Source organism: Streptomyces noursei (genome assembly GCF_001646665.1).
Lineage (GTDB): Bacteria > Actinomycetota > Actinomycetes > Streptomycetales > Streptomycetaceae > Streptomyces > Streptomyces lavendulocolor.
The window spans coordinates 99,880-114,238 of the sequence record NZ_LWBU01000279.1; the positions used below are offsets into that span (position 1 = coordinate 99,880).

General features: G+C 73.9%; 15 protein-coding genes. 11 read left to right on the forward strand and 4 right to left on the reverse strand.

The window, feature by feature from the left end:
- Window positions 1-101 precede the first annotated feature (101 nt).
- From A4V12_RS19150 to A4V12_RS19170, 5 genes are all read left to right on the forward strand, one after another.
- Window positions 102-2,228 carry a transglycosylase domain-containing protein gene (locus A4V12_RS19150; protein WP_064070582.1) on the forward strand — a complete coding sequence of 709 codons (2,127 nt, stop codon included), beginning with the start codon at window positions 102-104 and terminating at the stop codon, window positions 2,226-2,228.
- A complete protein-coding gene (locus A4V12_RS19155; RefSeq protein ID WP_064070583.1) occupies window positions 2,225-3,532 on the forward strand; it encodes a hypothetical protein in 1,308 nt (435 codons plus the stop codon). The genes A4V12_RS19150 and A4V12_RS19155 overlap by 4 nt, the downstream gene beginning before the upstream one ends.
- A gap of 68 nt (window positions 3,533-3,600) precedes the next feature.
- A complete protein-coding gene (locus A4V12_RS19160) occupies window positions 3,601-4,962 on the forward strand; it encodes a diacylglycerol/lipid kinase family protein (protein ID WP_064070584.1) in 1,362 nt (453 codons plus the stop codon).
- A gap of 43 nt (window positions 4,963-5,005) precedes the next feature.
- Window positions 5,006-5,755 carry a VOC family protein gene (locus tag A4V12_RS19165; protein ID WP_064070585.1) on the forward strand — a complete coding sequence of 250 codons (750 nt, stop codon included), beginning with the start codon at window positions 5,006-5,008 and terminating at the stop codon, window positions 5,753-5,755.
- Between the two features lie 192 nt (window positions 5,756-5,947).
- Window positions 5,948-6,616, forward strand: coding sequence for a hypothetical protein (locus tag A4V12_RS19170; RefSeq protein ID WP_064070586.1), 669 nt, complete (start codon window positions 5,948-5,950; stop codon window positions 6,614-6,616).
- 22 nt (window positions 6,617-6,638) lie between these two features.
- Here the strand turns inward: A4V12_RS19170 and A4V12_RS38925 are convergent, their stop codons facing one another.
- Entirely contained in the window at window positions 6,639-7,250 is a 612-nt protein-coding gene (locus tag A4V12_RS38925) for a hypothetical protein (RefSeq protein ID WP_234372242.1), read from the reverse strand.
- Between the two features lie 129 nt (window positions 7,251-7,379).
- On the opposite strand from A4V12_RS38925, the gene A4V12_RS19180 reads away from it, so the two are divergent.
- Window positions 7,380-8,372, forward strand: coding sequence for a GlxA family transcriptional regulator (locus tag A4V12_RS19180; protein WP_064070587.1), 993 nt, complete (start codon window positions 7,380-7,382; stop codon window positions 8,370-8,372).
- 221 nt (window positions 8,373-8,593) lie between these two features.
- A complete protein-coding gene (locus A4V12_RS19185; RefSeq protein WP_079137147.1) occupies window positions 8,594-9,529 on the forward strand; it encodes a hypothetical protein in 936 nt (311 codons plus the stop codon).
- Between the two features lie 185 nt (window positions 9,530-9,714).
- On the opposite strand, the gene A4V12_RS19190 is transcribed toward A4V12_RS19185, so the two are convergent.
- Window positions 9,715-10,140 carry a nuclear transport factor 2 family protein gene (locus A4V12_RS19190; protein ID WP_064070588.1) on the reverse strand — a complete coding sequence of 142 codons (426 nt, stop codon included), beginning with the start codon at window positions 10,138-10,140 and terminating at the stop codon, window positions 9,715-9,717.
- Window positions 10,141-10,238: 98 nt separating this feature from the next.
- On the opposite strand from A4V12_RS19190, the gene A4V12_RS19195 reads away from it, so the two are divergent.
- From A4V12_RS19195 to A4V12_RS19205, 3 genes are all read left to right on the forward strand, one after another.
- Entirely contained in the window at window positions 10,239-10,811 is a 573-nt protein-coding gene (locus A4V12_RS19195) for a PadR family transcriptional regulator (protein ID WP_064070589.1), read from the forward strand.
- Entirely contained in the window at window positions 10,798-11,586 is a 789-nt protein-coding gene (locus tag A4V12_RS19200) for an SGNH/GDSL hydrolase family protein (protein WP_064070590.1), read from the forward strand. The genes A4V12_RS19195 and A4V12_RS19200 overlap by 14 nt, the downstream gene beginning before the upstream one ends.
- A 100-nt stretch (window positions 11,587-11,686) precedes the next feature.
- On the forward strand, window positions 11,687-12,307 hold the full coding sequence (locus tag A4V12_RS19205; protein ID WP_064070591.1) for an L-threonylcarbamoyladenylate synthase: 621 nt from the start codon (window positions 11,687-11,689) through the stop codon (window positions 12,305-12,307).
- An 18-nt stretch (window positions 12,308-12,325) separates the two neighbouring features.
- Here the strand turns inward: A4V12_RS19205 and A4V12_RS19210 are convergent, their stop codons facing one another.
- Complete coding sequence (locus A4V12_RS19210) at window positions 12,326-12,616, reverse strand: hypothetical protein (protein WP_064070592.1); 291 nt, start codon at window positions 12,614-12,616, stop codon at window positions 12,326-12,328.
- Between the two features lie 26 nt (window positions 12,617-12,642).
- A complete protein-coding gene (locus A4V12_RS19215) occupies window positions 12,643-13,479 on the reverse strand; it encodes a class I SAM-dependent methyltransferase (protein ID WP_064070593.1) in 837 nt (278 codons plus the stop codon).
- Between the two features lie 226 nt (window positions 13,480-13,705).
- Between A4V12_RS19215 and A4V12_RS19220 the strand changes: the two genes are divergently transcribed.
- Window positions 13,706-14,356, forward strand: coding sequence for a class I SAM-dependent methyltransferase (locus tag A4V12_RS19220; protein WP_064070594.1), 651 nt, complete (start codon window positions 13,706-13,708; stop codon window positions 14,354-14,356).
- Window positions 14,357-14,359 lie beyond the last annotated feature (3 nt).

A 14,359-nucleotide genomic window follows, 5' to 3' on the forward strand; every position in this document is an offset into this window, starting at 1 on the left:
GGGGCGCTTTTGTGTTGTTTCATCGCGCCGGTAATCGGATGTCGGACCGACGCCCGCGACAGTCCGTGGGGGTGCGGGCCACGAGTCATGGCTGGACGGGGATGACCAAGCACGTCAGACACAGAAAGGCCGCGGACGCCCTGCGCACCGCGGTGGTGAGGCCCCTGACCCGGGCTCGCGGGAGGCGCCGGAGGACGCACGCCAAGCGTGTCCTCGGCCGGCCCGACTACCCGCGGTCGGGCCGCAGCGGCTGGCGCCGGTGGGTCCCCTCCTGGCGCCAGTCGCTGGCCTCCTTCCTGATGGCCGTGGCGGCCCTGGTCGGAGTCGTGACCATCGCGTACGTACGCACCGAGATACCGGAGGGCCTGAACGGCTTCGCCACCCAGCAGGACAACGTGTACTACTGGGCGGACGGCACGCCCATGGCCCGCACCGGCTGGGTCAGGCGCCAGGAGATGCCCCTGGAGAAGATCCCGGAGCACGTCCGCTGGGCCGTCCTCGCCGCGGAGAACGCCGGCTTCTACTCCGACCCCGGCGTCTCCGCGAGCGGCGTGACCAGGGCCCTGTGGCGCACCCTCGGTGACGGCGACACCCAGGGCGGCTCGACCATCACCCAGCAGTACGTGAAGAACGTCTACCTCACCCAGGACCAGTCGCTGTCGCGGAAGTTCACCGAGGTGCTCCTCGCCATCAAGGTGGACCGGCACCACAGCAAGGACCGGATACTGGAGGACTACCTCAACACCAGTTGGTTCGGCCGCGGCACGTACGGCCTGCAGCGCGCCGCCCAGGCGTACTACGGCAAGGACGTCACCCAGCTCAACGCCAGCGAGGGCGCGTTCCTCGCCGCCATGCTCAAGGGTGCCTCGCTCTACGACCCCGCCATCTCGCCCGCCAACCGCGAGCGCGCCGTGGAGCGGTGGTCGTGGACGCTGGACCGCATGGTCGAGATCGGCAGGCTCTCCCGCGAGGAGCGGGCCCGCTACACCCGGTTCCCCGAGCCCAGGGCGGCCACCACGCCCAGCACGGTCGGCGGCCAGAACGGCTACCTCGTCGACCTCGCCGGGACGTACGCCAAGCGCGCGGGACGGATCAGCGACGCGCGGTTCGACCTCGGGGGCTACCAGGTCTACACGACCTTCCAGAAGCCGCGGACGACCGCACTGACCAAGGCCGTCGCCGCGGCACGCGCCGGCCTCGACCCCGAGAAGCGCCCGGCGGACCGGCACACCCGCTTCGGAGCCGCCTCGGTCGCCCCCGACGGCCGCATCCTCGCCGTCCACGGCGGACCCGACTACCAGAAGCAGGCCTTCAACGAGTCCAACGCCGCCACCGTCCCGGCCGGGACCGTGTTCACCCCCTTCGTGTACGCCGCCGCCCTCGAACACGGCGTGCAGCGCGAGCGCGGCGGCCCCCGCGTCCCGGTCACCCCCTCGACCGTCTACGACGGCGACGACGGCACCCCCCTGCGGACCCCGGAGGGCCCGTACTGGGACCGCGCCGGGAAGATGGTGAAGGCCACCAACCTCGACGGCCGCTCCCACGGCCGCATCAGCCTCCGCCGCGCCATGGCCGAGTCGGCCGACGCCCCCTTCCTCCAGCTCGGCATGGACGTCGGTCTGGAACAGGTGCGCCGCACCGCCCAGTCGGCCGGGCTGCTCGCCTCCAGCCTCGGCCCGCCGGTTCCCGACTTCGCCCTCGGCAACTCCACCCCGAGCGCCATACGGATGGCCAGCGCGTACAGCATGTTCCCGGCGCGCGGCACCCACACCGAGCCGTACTCGGTGCTCCGTGTCACGCACAAGGGGGAGCCCGTCCCCCTCACCGCCCCGCGCAAGCAGCGGGCCGTGAGCCCCGAGGTCGCCGACCAGGTCACCGACGCCCTCGCCCGGGACGAGGAGGACGCCGGCACCGGGGACGGCACACAGGCCCCGGACGGCACGGACACCGCGGAGGGCAGGGACGCGGCGGACGGCACGGCCGGCAAGACGGGCGGCACCCGCGACGACACGGCCCGCTGGTACGCCGGCTACTCGCCGACGGAGGCGACGGCCGTCGTCGTCTACCGCATGGACCTCGCCACCAGCCTCGCGCCGCTGCCCCTCAAGGGGCTCGGCGGCGACTCCACCGCCGGGGCCGGCCGTCCGGCGGACATCTGGAACCAGTACACGGACGCGGTGCGCGACGCATCATCCCGCGGCCGCGACGATCGGGGGAAGACACGATGATCCGGAACAACCCGGCCGTACGGCGCCTGCGGGAACGCACCACCCCCCGCGGCATCGCCCTGGGGATCGCCGCCGTCCTGATCGCCTCCGGCGCGAGCCTGGTCCCGCTGGTGACCGGCGACTCCGACGACGGCGACCTCACGGCCACGGCCGACCGCACCTCCGCCCCGGCGCCACGCCCCTCGGCGGGGCGGAAGGCCGGCGGCGCCGGGAGCGCCGACGATGAGGAGTGGGACGGCCGGGTCCGGATCCTGGGCGACGGATCCACCTCCTACACCGGACCGCAGCCCGGCCGGCTCAAGCCCGAACGGCTCAAGCCCGGCCAGCGGCCGCCCCAGTTCGTCGTCTTCTCCTGGGACGGCGCCCTGGAGGGCGACGACCGGCTCTTCTCCCGCTTCCGCCGCGTCGCCAAGGAGAGCAACGCCCACATGACGTTCTTCCTCACCGGCATCTACCTGCTGCCGAAGGAGAAGAAGGACCTCTACCGGCCGCCCCAGCACGGCACGGGAGAGGCGGCGATCTCCTACCCGACCCGCGACCACATCCGCACCACCCTGGAACAGCTGGGGAAGGCGTGGAAGGAGGGGCACGAGATCGGGTCCCACTTCAACGGCCACTTCTGCGGCGCCAAGGGCGGCGGGGACTGGAGCGCCGCCGAGTGGACCAGCGAGATCGACCAGTTCTACTCCTTCGTGCAGAACTGGAAGACCAACACGGGCTTCACCGACCTCGACCCGCTGCCCTTCGACCCCACCCGTGAGGTCGTGGGCGGGCGCGCCCCCTGCCTGGAGGGGCAGAAGACGCTCATACCGGCGTCCAAGCCGTTCGGCTGGCGCTACGACGCCAGCTCGGCGGGCGACTTCCAGATATGGCCGTCCAAGAAGAACGGGGTGTGGGACCTGCCGTTGCAGATGCTGCCCTTCCCCGGCAAGGACTTCCAGGTGCTGTCCATGGACTTCAACTACCTGTACAACCAGTCCAAGGGGCTCACGGAGGGCGACCCGGCGATGTACGCCACCTGGCGCAAGCAGACCCGTGACTCCTACCTCGCCGGGTTCGAGCGCGTCTTCCACGGGAGCCGGGCGCCCATGTTCGTGGGCAACCACTTCGAGAACTGGAACGGCGGCATCTACATGGACGCGGTGGAGGACGTGATGCGCAGCGTGTGCCCCCGCAAGGAGGTCCGCTGCGTCTCCTTCCGCGAACTGACCGACTGGCTCGACGCCCAGGACCCCGCGCTCCTCGCCCAGTGGCGCACCCTCGACCCCGCGCAGCCGCCCGGCTGGTCCTCGCCGGGCAGGTGACCGGACCGCCGCCGGTGGGCCGCGGCGGTCCGGGCCTCCTACGATGTGCGCGGACGAGGGGAGGACCCATGAGGGTCGGGTGGCAGGCGGACGAGCGGGCCCACCGGATGCAGCGCTGGTCGGCCAGGACGTCCCTGGCGTCGGCGGCGCTCGCCGCGCTGCTGCCGCTGCTGTACGGGGGTGTCGGCGGCGTACTGCTGCTCCTGGTCGGCGCGGGGGGCATCGCCCTGACGGTGGCCGGCCTGTGGTGGACGCTGACCCGGCGCGGCTCCGCCCGTGCGGCCGCCGCCGCCCTGGCCGCCGTGGCGCCCGCCGCCGTCATCGTGATGTTCGATGCCGCGAACCTGCTGTGGGTGGTCCTGCTCTCCCTCGCGCTGTGGGTCCTGGCCGTGTGGACCGGGCGGTACGCGCTGCGCAGCACCGGCCTGCGGCCCGTGCGGGTCAGGGAGCACCGCACGCCGCCGCCCCGGCGTCCGTTCCTCGTGATGAACCCGCACTCGGGCGGCGCCAAGGTGGAGCGGTTCCGCCTGCGGGAGAAGGCCGAACGGCTCGGGGCGCGCGTGGTCCTGCTCGACCCGGAGCAGCCGTGCGACGTCACGGAGCTGGCCCGGCAGGCGGTGGCGGACGGCGCCGACCTGCTGGGCGTCGCGGGGGGCGACGGCACGCAGGCCCTGGTGGCGGCGGTCGCCGCCGAGCACGGCCTGCCGTTCCTGGTCGTCTCCGCCGGCACCCGCAACCACTTCGCCATGGACCTCGGGCTCGACCGCGACGACCCCGCCGCCTGCCTGGACGCGCTCGGCGACGGCGTCGAACTCCATGTGGACCTCGGCTTCGCCGGCGGGCGCCCGTTCGTCAACAACGTCTCCTTCGGCGTCTACGGCGCGGTCGTGCAGAGCCCCGCCTACCGGGACGACAAGGTGGGCACCGCACTGGAGCTGCTGCCGGAACTGCTCACCGGACAGAGCGGCCCCCGGCTGACCGCCCGGGCGGAGGGGCGGACGCTCGCGTGCCCGCAGGCGCTGCTGGTGAGCAACAACCCCTACCGGCGGGACGATCCGGCGGGCCTCGGCCGCCGTGAGCGACTGGACTCCGGCGTGCTCGGCGTGCTGGGCCTGAGGGTGGACAGCGCGGCGGAGGCGGCCGGGCTGCTGCTGGACCCGGAGGCGAGCGGGCTGACCGTGCTCACGGCCCGCGAGGTGGTCGTCGACGCCGACCACCCGACCGTCGACGTCGGCATCGACGGCGAGGCCTTCGCCCTGCCCGTGCCCGTGCACTGCCGGATCGCGCCGCGGGCGCTGCGGGTCCGGGTGCCCCGGCTACGGCCGGGCGTCCCGCAGGCGCAGCCCCGTCTCGACTGGCGCCGCCTGCGGAAGCTCGCCGCCGCGGTGGGCCGCACGGCCGTCGCCGGCCGCCCGTCCCGGCCGAACTGACATGTGTCGCAGGGCAGTTTCGCACGGGGCTAGGGTGGCCGGCATGAGGCTGCAGCTCTTCGAGGTGAACTTCAAGGCCCGTGACGACTCCGCGCTGGGCCGTTTCTGGGCGGCGGCGCTCGGCTGGCGTGCCTCGAGCGGCGAACCCGGTGCGACCAGCGTCGACCCCGTGGGTTCCGCCTGGCCGGACCCCGCCGCCGTCCGCGTCGAGGCCGTCGCCGTACCGGACCCGGAAACGGCGAAGGACCGCGCGCACATCGACCTCGCCACCACCTCCGCGGACCATCACGCCGAACTGGTCACGCGCCTGAGGGAACTGGGCGCGACGCCGGCCCCCGCCGGCGCGGGCCGGTGCCAACCGTCGCGGACCGCCCTGGCGGACCCGGAGGGCAACGTGTTCTGCGTCCGGGAACCCCGCGACTGCCGCCCGGACACCGGACCGATCGCCGCGGTGGTCGTCCACTGCGCGGATCCGCGAGCCATGGCCCGCTTCTGGAGCGGAGCGATGGACTGGACCGTGCACGATGCGGACGACGACCACGCACTGCTGCGCACCGCCGAGGGCGTCGGGCCCTGCCTGGAACTCCTCCGTACGCCCCACCCGTCGGACGTGCGGCACCGCGCCCATCTGGACCTGGCCCCGCACCCCTTCGACCGCGACCGTCAGGCGGCGGAGGTGGCCCGGCTGGAGACCCTCGGCGCGGCACTCCCCGACACCGGCCGGGGTGACTTCCCGTGGCAGGTCATGACCGACCCGGAAGGCAACGAGTTCTGCGTCCTCGGCCCGGCCTGACGCGCCACCCCTACCGCTCCGTGCCGCGGGGAACGGCCGCGTGGCAGCCGGCAGATGGCGGTGGCGGTGGCGGTGGCAGGCGAATCGGTACGCCCGGTACCGACCGGGGCGGGTCGGGCGTATCGGCCCCGCGGGGTGTGCGCTCCGGGTAGCGTCGGTGGTGTGCGTCCGGAAGCGGGGAGGAGCGGTCTGATGCTCACGGTCGTGGGTTTCCGGCTGGGGAACGGCAACCGGCAGATGACGGCGGTGGTGACCGAGTCGGGGCGGCTCCACCGCGCCCACGGCCCCTACGGTGCCCCGGGCCGGGCCTCCCGTCCGCACACACCGGTCCGGGACAACCCGGTCCACCGGCACGTGGCGCACCTGCGGGGCCTGCGCTCCCGGTACATGGCCAAAGGCTACTCCGACGAGCTGATCGCGGGGGCGTGCGTCCAGCTCGAACTGGAGGAGACCCCGCCACCGCCCGCTCCCGGCAGGGTCCACTCCGTCGAGCCCTCCTGGCCGCTGCTGTTCCGGGCGTTCGACGCCGCCGTGCCCGCCGAGCCCGGCGGCACCCTGGAGGACGCCATCAACCGCTTCTACACCACGATCGGCGCCCCGTTCCTGCCCCGGCGACCCGACCGGCCGGCGGCCGGCGGACGGCCCGCGGCCGGGCTCCCGCGCCGGGTGGCGGCGCTGCGGCGCGCCCTGGCCGACGGGACGGCCGTCAGTTCCTCACCGCGCCTGGCCGTCGGCTACACGGTCACCGCCGACCACGTACGCCTCCACGTCGGCCGTGCCGGGGAGAGCCTGCCGCGGCAGGACGTCGTCGAGCTCCACGCGGCGCTCAGCGCGTGGCTGCACCTCAACACCGCGAAGTGACACCGCCGGTGCCGGCCCGGCCTCACGCCAGGACGACCATCGCCAGCGCCCCGCACGCGTCGACCACGCAGCACCACTCGGACCACGCCCGGGGCACGACCCGGCCGGTCCGGTGGTGGGCGAAGTCCCAGACGGCGTGGCCGAACCAGCCCGCGGCCAGGACGTAGTAGCCGGCCCTGTCGCCGGCGGTGAGCGCGAGCAGGGCCACGGCACCGAAGGCCACCAGCCCGGCGAGCTGGACGACGAGGACGCGGGGCGGGCGCAGCTCGCCCCGGAGTGCGCCGAAGAGGAGGTAGCACAACGGCATGATGAGGAGGAGGCCGCCCAACAGGCCGACGGGCGGCAGGCCGTCGACGAAGGTGGCGACCGCCAGGGCGAGCGCGAGCAGGGTGGGCCAGCGGTGGCCCAGCGCACGCAGGAATCCCGTGGTGCCGGCGGTGCCGGTGGGTGGTGAGTGCGGGGTGTGCCGCGTGGGACCGGTGTGGGCGGGCGTGATGGGTTTCGCGGCCGTCGTCGGGGCCGTGGGCGCGGTGGGGGTCGTCGGCGTCGCGGGGGCGGTCTGCGTTGCGGGGGCGGTCGGTGTTGTGCGGGACGTGACGCCGCTGCGGTCGTCGCGCGTGGAGTCCGTCTGCATGGCGTCTCCCGGAGTCGAAAGGGGGTGTTCCCGGCTTCACTGTCCGCCATGCCCGTCCCGGGCGCACGGTACGGCGGGAACGATGTCCGTGGCCTTGGGGTACCGGTCCTTCCGGCATAGGGTCGCCCCATGGCGGAACGGGTCATGGTGGTGGTCGGCTACGAGTCGGCCGAGTTGCTGGACATCGCGTGCGTGACCACCAGCCTGTCCCTGGCCAACACGATCGGCCGGCCGGCCGTGCCGTACCGGGTGGTGCTGGCAGGTCCGGGGGGCGGTCCCATCGTGTGCGACTCGGGGTTGAGCCTGGCCGGTCAGCAGTCCCTCGAACGGCTCGTCGGACCGATCGACACCCTGGTCGTCTCCGGCGGCATGGGGTTCGAACGGGCGGCCGCCGACGCACGGCTCGTGGGACACGTCCGGCGTCTCGCCGGGGAGAGCAGGCGGGTGGCCTCGGTGTGCACGGGTGCCGGTGTGCTGGCCGCCGCCGGGCTGCTGGACGGCCGGCGGGCCACCACGCACTGGCGGTTCGCCCCGGCGCTGGCCGCCCGCCACCCGGAGGTGGTGCTGGACCCCACGCCCATCTACATCCGCGACGGCAACGTCTACACGGCCGCCGGTGTCACCAGCGCGCTGGACCTCACCCTCGCGTTCGTCGAGGAGGACCACGGACCGGAACTCGCCCGCCAGGTCGCCCGGGACCTGGTCGTCTATCTGCAACGCCCCGCCAACCAGGCGCAGATGAGCCTGTTCACCGCCGCTCCCCCGCCCCGTGACCCCCTGGTCCGCACCGTGGTCGAGTACATCACGGCCCACCCCGACCACGACCTCGCGACGGCCGCGCTGGCCGACCTCGTGGGGGTGACCCCCCGGCATTTGACCCGGCTGTTCACCGAGCACCTCGGTCAGGCACCGGGCCGGTTCGTCCGCCAGGCCCGTACCGAGGCCGCCGCCCACCTCCTCACCTCGACGACACTGCCGATGGCGCGCGTGGCCGCCCGTTGCGGATTCGGCACCGCGGAGTCCCTGCGGCAGGCGTTCACCGGACGGTACGGGATCTCGCCGTCCCGCTACCGGGCCGCCCAGACCCGTCGTACTCCTGGAACGGGCGTTCCCGCGCGTTGACTCTCACCGGCGTACGCCCTCACACGGATCCCGGTGCCGCGGTCCACAACAGCCGCGCCGGACACAACAGTTGCATGCGCGACGCCTCCGATCCGCGCGGTGGCGGCCGGGTTGCACGTCGGTCCGGCGGCCACCGCTTGTTTGCTTGACACAACACCACGGCCGTACCCTGCAGCACAGTTTCGTTCCTTCACAAACGCCACGCACTCGCAGGAGGACACGTGCCCATCCCCGCCACCGCTGCAGGCAACATCGAGGCGACCACCGCACTGCTGAGGGAAGAACTCCCCCAACTCGAACAACAGCAGCAGGCGCTGGAGAAGGACCTGGCCGCCGTCACCGAACGGCTCGGCTCCGTCCGCAGCGCGCTGACCGCACTCGAGGCGCTGAGCATCGCGGTGGTGCCGGCACCGCGCACCGGGAACACCGACACGGCCGGGACGGCGGCAGCCACCGCATCCGAGGAGGCCCCGACCCCCGAGGCCCCCGCCGCCGAGGCCCCGGAGCAGGCCGAGGAGCAGCCGCCCGCGCAGGAGGCCGCGCCGGAGGCGGAGCCGCAGCAGGAGCCCGCGCCGGAGCCCGAGCAGGAACAGAAGCAGGAGCAGGAGCCGCAGCAGGAGGCGGAGCCCGAGCCGGCCACCACGGCGGACGTCCCGGCACAGCGCACGGCCCGTTCCACCGCCGGCCGGAAGAGCACCGCGAAGAAGCCCGCCGGAACGACCGCCAGGACCGGCGCGAAGACCGGCGCGAAGACCGCCGCGAAGAGCACCGCGAAGAGCACCGCCAAGGCCCGCCCGGCGAAGAAGGCCGCCCCGGCCAATAAGACCGCCCCGGCCAAGGCGGCGAAGACGGGCAAGGCCGCGGCCACCAAGGCGAAGAAGCCCGCGGCCAAGACCTCCGCCGCCACCACTGCCGCAACCACCGCCGCCACCGCGACTCCCGCCACCGACGCCGGCGCGGGCCTGACCGAGCAGGTCGCCGCCGTGCTCGCCCGCAACGGCGACACGCCCCTGCGTGCCCGGGACGTCGCCAAGGAGCTCGGCCGCGACGAGACGGCCGGTGCGATCAACACCGTGCGCAGCACCCTCGACCGGCTCGTCGCCACCTCCCGCGCCCGTCGTGCGGGGCGCGGCCTGTACCAGGCGCCCGCCAACTGAGCCTGCGCCACATCACCGTGCGGCCCCGTCCCGGCGGCCGAGTCGCCGCCGGGACGCCCGCCTGACGGCGGCCGGCACCGCCATCGGTACGAAACCCAACACCTGGGCGCCCGCACCGGCCGATACCCGGTCCGGGCCCCCTGCCGCACCCGGGTCCCCGCCGCACAACGCCCCTGAGGGCCGGGTCAGCCGGCGGTGGGTACGAGACCGTCCGCGACCAGTCCGGCGAGCACCGCCTCGCCGAGGGCGTGCACGGCGGACCGGGGGCGGACCATCACGGTGAACTCCTTGATGCGGCCCCCGTCGTCGAAGTGCAGCAGGTCGATGCCGTGGATCTGCTTGCCACCCACGGTGGCCCGGAACGGCAGGACCACCGACGGGGCCTCCTCACCGTCCGCGGTCTCGGCGGCACCTTCGTAACGGCCGATGTAGCGGAGGTCGTCGAAGGTGCGCATCAGGACGCCGAACAGCCCCAGCACCATCCGCTTGCCCTCGAAGGGGGTGAAGGTGACCGGGCTGTAGAGGCGGATGTCGTCGGTGAACAGGTCGTCCAGCGCGGCGACGTCACGCTGCTCCACCGCGGCGCGGAAGTCTGCGACGGTCTTTTCCACGAGTCCTCCATAGGCAAAATTCTGAGTAGTCACTTTTTTGAGTATGATGCCGTGGTGGACGGCCGAGGGGAAGAGGACGACGGAAGGAGGCCGTGTCGATGGCCTTGAGACATGCCGTACTGGCGGCGCTGTTGGACGGCGAGTACAGCGGTTACCAGCTGGCGAAGGCGTTCGACATCGGTGTCGCGAACTTCTGGCACGCGCTGCCCCAGCAGTTGTACGCCGAGCTGACGCGACTGGAGAAGGACGGTCTCGTCGCGGGCCGGCAGGTGGTGCAGGAGTCCCGGCCCAACAAGCGCCTGTTCCGGGTGACCGAGGCCGGCCGGGCCGAGCTGGAGAGGTTCGCGGCCGCCGCGTCGAAGCCGTCGTTCATCCGTGACGACCTTCTCGTCAAGGTCCAGGCGGCCGACCGCGTCGGCACGGCTCCGGTGATCGAGCAGCTCCAGGAGCGGGCGGCCGCGGCCGACGCCAAGATCGAGCTGCTCGGCGCGCTGCTGCGGCAGCTGCGCGGAGACATGGACGAGGAGGAGTTCCTGCTCCGGGGCGAGCGCATCGGCCCGTACCTCACGTGTCTGCGCGGCCTGGCCTTCGAGCGCGAGCACCGCGACTGGTGCCTGCGGATCGCGGCGGTGCTGCGGGAGAGGCGGAGGGCGCCCCATGGCGAGCGGTGAGTACCTGCGTTACGTCGCCCTGGGCGACAGCATGACCGAGGGCGTCGGCGACGGGGACGACACCACGGGCCTGCGGGGCTGGGCGGACCGTCTCGCCGAGCACCTCGCGGCCGTCAACCCGGAGGTCCGGTACGCCAATCTGGCGGTACGGGGCCGGCTCGCCGGCCAGGTGCGCGCCGAACAGCTCGCCCCGGCGCTCGCCCTCCGGCCCGACCTGGTCACGGTCGTCGCGGGCCTCAACGACCTGCTGCGGCCCCGGTTCGACCCGGCGGAGGTGGCCGGGCACCTGGAGGCGATGTTCGCGGCGCTGACCGGCGCGGGAGCCCATGTGGTGACGCTGACCTTCCCGGACGTGGGGCGCATCGCGCCGCTCGCCCGGCCGCTCGGGCCGCGCCTGGCCGACTTCAACGCCCGGGTCCGCGCCGCGGCCGCCCGCCACGGCGTCACGGTCACCGACACCGGCCGGGAGGCCGTCTCCACCGATCCGAGGATGTGGACCGCCGACCGTCTGCACGCGGGCCCGGTGGGCCACGAGCGCATCGCGGCGGCGGTCGCCCGGTCCGTCCGGCTGCCCGGCAGCGACGACAGCTGGGCGCTCCCCCTGCCCCCGCGGCCGGCGCCCTCCGCCTGGCGGGTGGCGGAAGCCGAACTGCGCTGGGCGGCCGCGTTCCTCGGCCCCTGGATCGGCCGCCGCATCCGCGGGCGGTCCTCCGGCGACGGCCGCACCGCGAAGCGGCCGGCCCTGCTGCCCGTGGCGCCGCCGTCACCGGTGTGAGCCCTCACCGCCGCCCGCCGCCCCCGCCGTACGGCCCCGGGCGGCGGGCGGCGGGCGCCGGTCGTGCGAACCGGGCGGCCGGATCGCGTAGGCTCGGCGGATGGCGAAGTATTTCGACGTGCACCCGGACAATCCCCAGCGGCGCACGATCAGCAGTGTGGTCGACCTCATCCGTTCCGGTGGGCTCGTCGCCTACCCGACGGACTCCTGTTTCGCCCTGGGCTGCCAGCTCGGCAACCGTGACGGCCTCGGCCGGATCAGGTCGATCCGGAATCTGGACGACCGTCACCACTTCACCCTCGTGTGCGAGAACTTCGCCCAGCTGGGCCAGTTCGTGCACGTGGACAACGACGTGTTCCGCGCCGTGAAGGCGGCGACACCCGGCAGCTACACCTTCATCCTCCCCGCGACGAAGGAAGTGCCGCGCCAGTTGCTGCACCCCAAGAAGAAGACGGTCGGGGTGCGCATCCCCGATCACGGGGTGACCCAGGCCCTGCTGGCCGAGCTGGGCGAGCCGCTGCTCTCCAGCACGCTCCTCCTGCCGGACGAGAAGGAGCCGCTGACGCAGGGCTGGGAGATCAAGGAGCGCCTCGACCACCTGGTGGACGCCGTGGTCGACTCGGGGGACTGCGGCACCGAACCGACCACGGTCATCGACTTCTCCGGCGGCGAGGCCGAGATCGTGCGCCGGGGGGCGGGCGACACGACACGGTTCGAGTAGCCGCCCGCGCCGGGGGCCTCAGCCCAGGGGCAGCAGCCACAGCACCGGGGCCACCGGCTCGAGGAGCTGCCGGGCCTCCCCGAGGCGCTGCAGTCCGTCGAGCCCGCCGAACTGCTCCGTGACCGTCGGCACCTCGTCCCGGTGCTCGGGAGCGACGGCGATCGAGGCGAGCTCGTCGACCCGGTCGAGGACGGAGGGCCCCTGGGGCCCCGGGGCGGGAACGATCGCCGCTCCGGCGGTGGGGGCCGACAGCACGGAGGCGCCGGCGGCCAGGGCGACGGCGGCGAGAATACGCTGAGACTTGGTCATAGCCAGACCAACGCCGCAATCAGCCATCAGTCACGGCCGGGACCCGGGGCCGGGGCCCGGTCGTCCGGTGCGCCCGGGACGGCGGGGGGTCCTGGACGGGCGTGTCCGGCCGGCCGCGGCCGCGCGAACAGGGCCGTATGGAGGAACGGTTCGCCGAAGCAGGCGGATCCGGGCGGTTCGTCGCGCATGCGGCGCAGCTCCGCCTCTTCGAGGTCGGAGAAGATCCAGCGCAGTGACCCGGGCGTGTAGGCGAGGCCGCCGTGGAGCCGGGACTGCCGGTAGAGGTCGGCGTCCGGCTCCTCCGACCCCATGCCGCCCGCGGCGAAGCAGGTGAGGCCGAAGTGGCCCCCGGGCGCGAGGACGTCGTCGAGGAGCGCGAGATAGCTGACGCGGCGGTGGGGCGGCAGGTGGTGGAAGCAGCCCGAGTCGTACACCAGGTCGTAGGGGCCGGTCAGTTCCGTCCCGGCCAGGGCGAAGGCGTCCCCGCGGTGGAAGCGGACGTCCGCCCCTGCCTCGCGGGCGCGCTCCTCGGCCCAGGCGATCGCGACGGGCGAGAGGTCGACGGCGTCCACCTCCCAGCCCCGTGCGGCCAGGTGGAGGGTGTTGCGGCCCGGCCCGCAGCCCAGGTCGAGCGCCCGGCCGGGTCCGTCCCCGCGCCGGTCGAGGTACGCGACCAGGTTCTCGTCCGGCTTGTCGGCGAAGAACGGGACCGGTTTGGAGCGGTCGGTGTAGAAGTCGTCCCACCACGCCGCCCCGCCGGCCGTCCAGCGGTCCGCCTCCGGTGCGAACAGGCCGTCCAGCAGCCTCAGTACGTCGTCCACGGTGCGTATGGTGCGGTCCGTCATCCCGTTCCCTTCGCTCATGGGGGAACGGTAGGGCCGGACCGCGGAAAGGCCCAGGTCGGGCCATACGCGCCGAGCCCGTCGACACGGCGTGGAACGCCTGCGCGGGGGCGGCCGGGGCGGGCTGCCGCGGGGGGCGCGCACCGGTGTCACGGCCCCCGCCGAAGGCGCGCACGGGGTGTCGGGGCGCGGCGCCGGAGCGGGATTTCCGACGGGTCGGGCCGGCCCCGGGCCGTACGCTGGGCCCGTGACCGCACCCGCGTACCTGGCCGCCGTCCGCGCGTCGTACGACACCGTCGCCGCCGACTACGCCAGGCTCGTCAAGCCGCCGGCCGAGATGGGGCCGACGGCCCTGTCCGTGCTCGCCGCCTTCACCGGACTCGTCCGCGGTTCCCGCCTCGGGCCGGTCGCCGACATGGGGTGCGGGCCCGGCCGGGTGACTGCGTACCTGGCGGGGGCGGGGCTGCCCATGGTCGGCCTCGACCTGTCGCCCCGCATGGTGGGGCTCGCCCGGCGGGCGTACCCGGGGCTGCCGTTCGTCGTGGGTTCCATGACGGCGGCGGGGTTCGGCAGCGGCACCCTGGGCGGTGTCCTCGCCTGGTACTCGACGCACCACACGCCACCGGAGTGGCTGCCGGTGGTGTTCGGCGAGTTCCACCGCACGCTCGCACCCGGCGGGCACCTGCTGCTGGGCGGTCACGTGGGGGACGAGCGACGGCGGCCGGTGGAGGCGTACGGCCATCCGGTCACCTACGAGTCCCACCTCCTCCCCCTGGACCGGATCGCCGGGCTGCTGGAGCGGACGGGGCTCGTCGTCACCGCCCGGTTGGAGGAGGGGCCCACGGGACCGGCGGGGCGGACGTACGCGTACCTGCTGGTGCGCAGGCCGGCCCGCTGAACG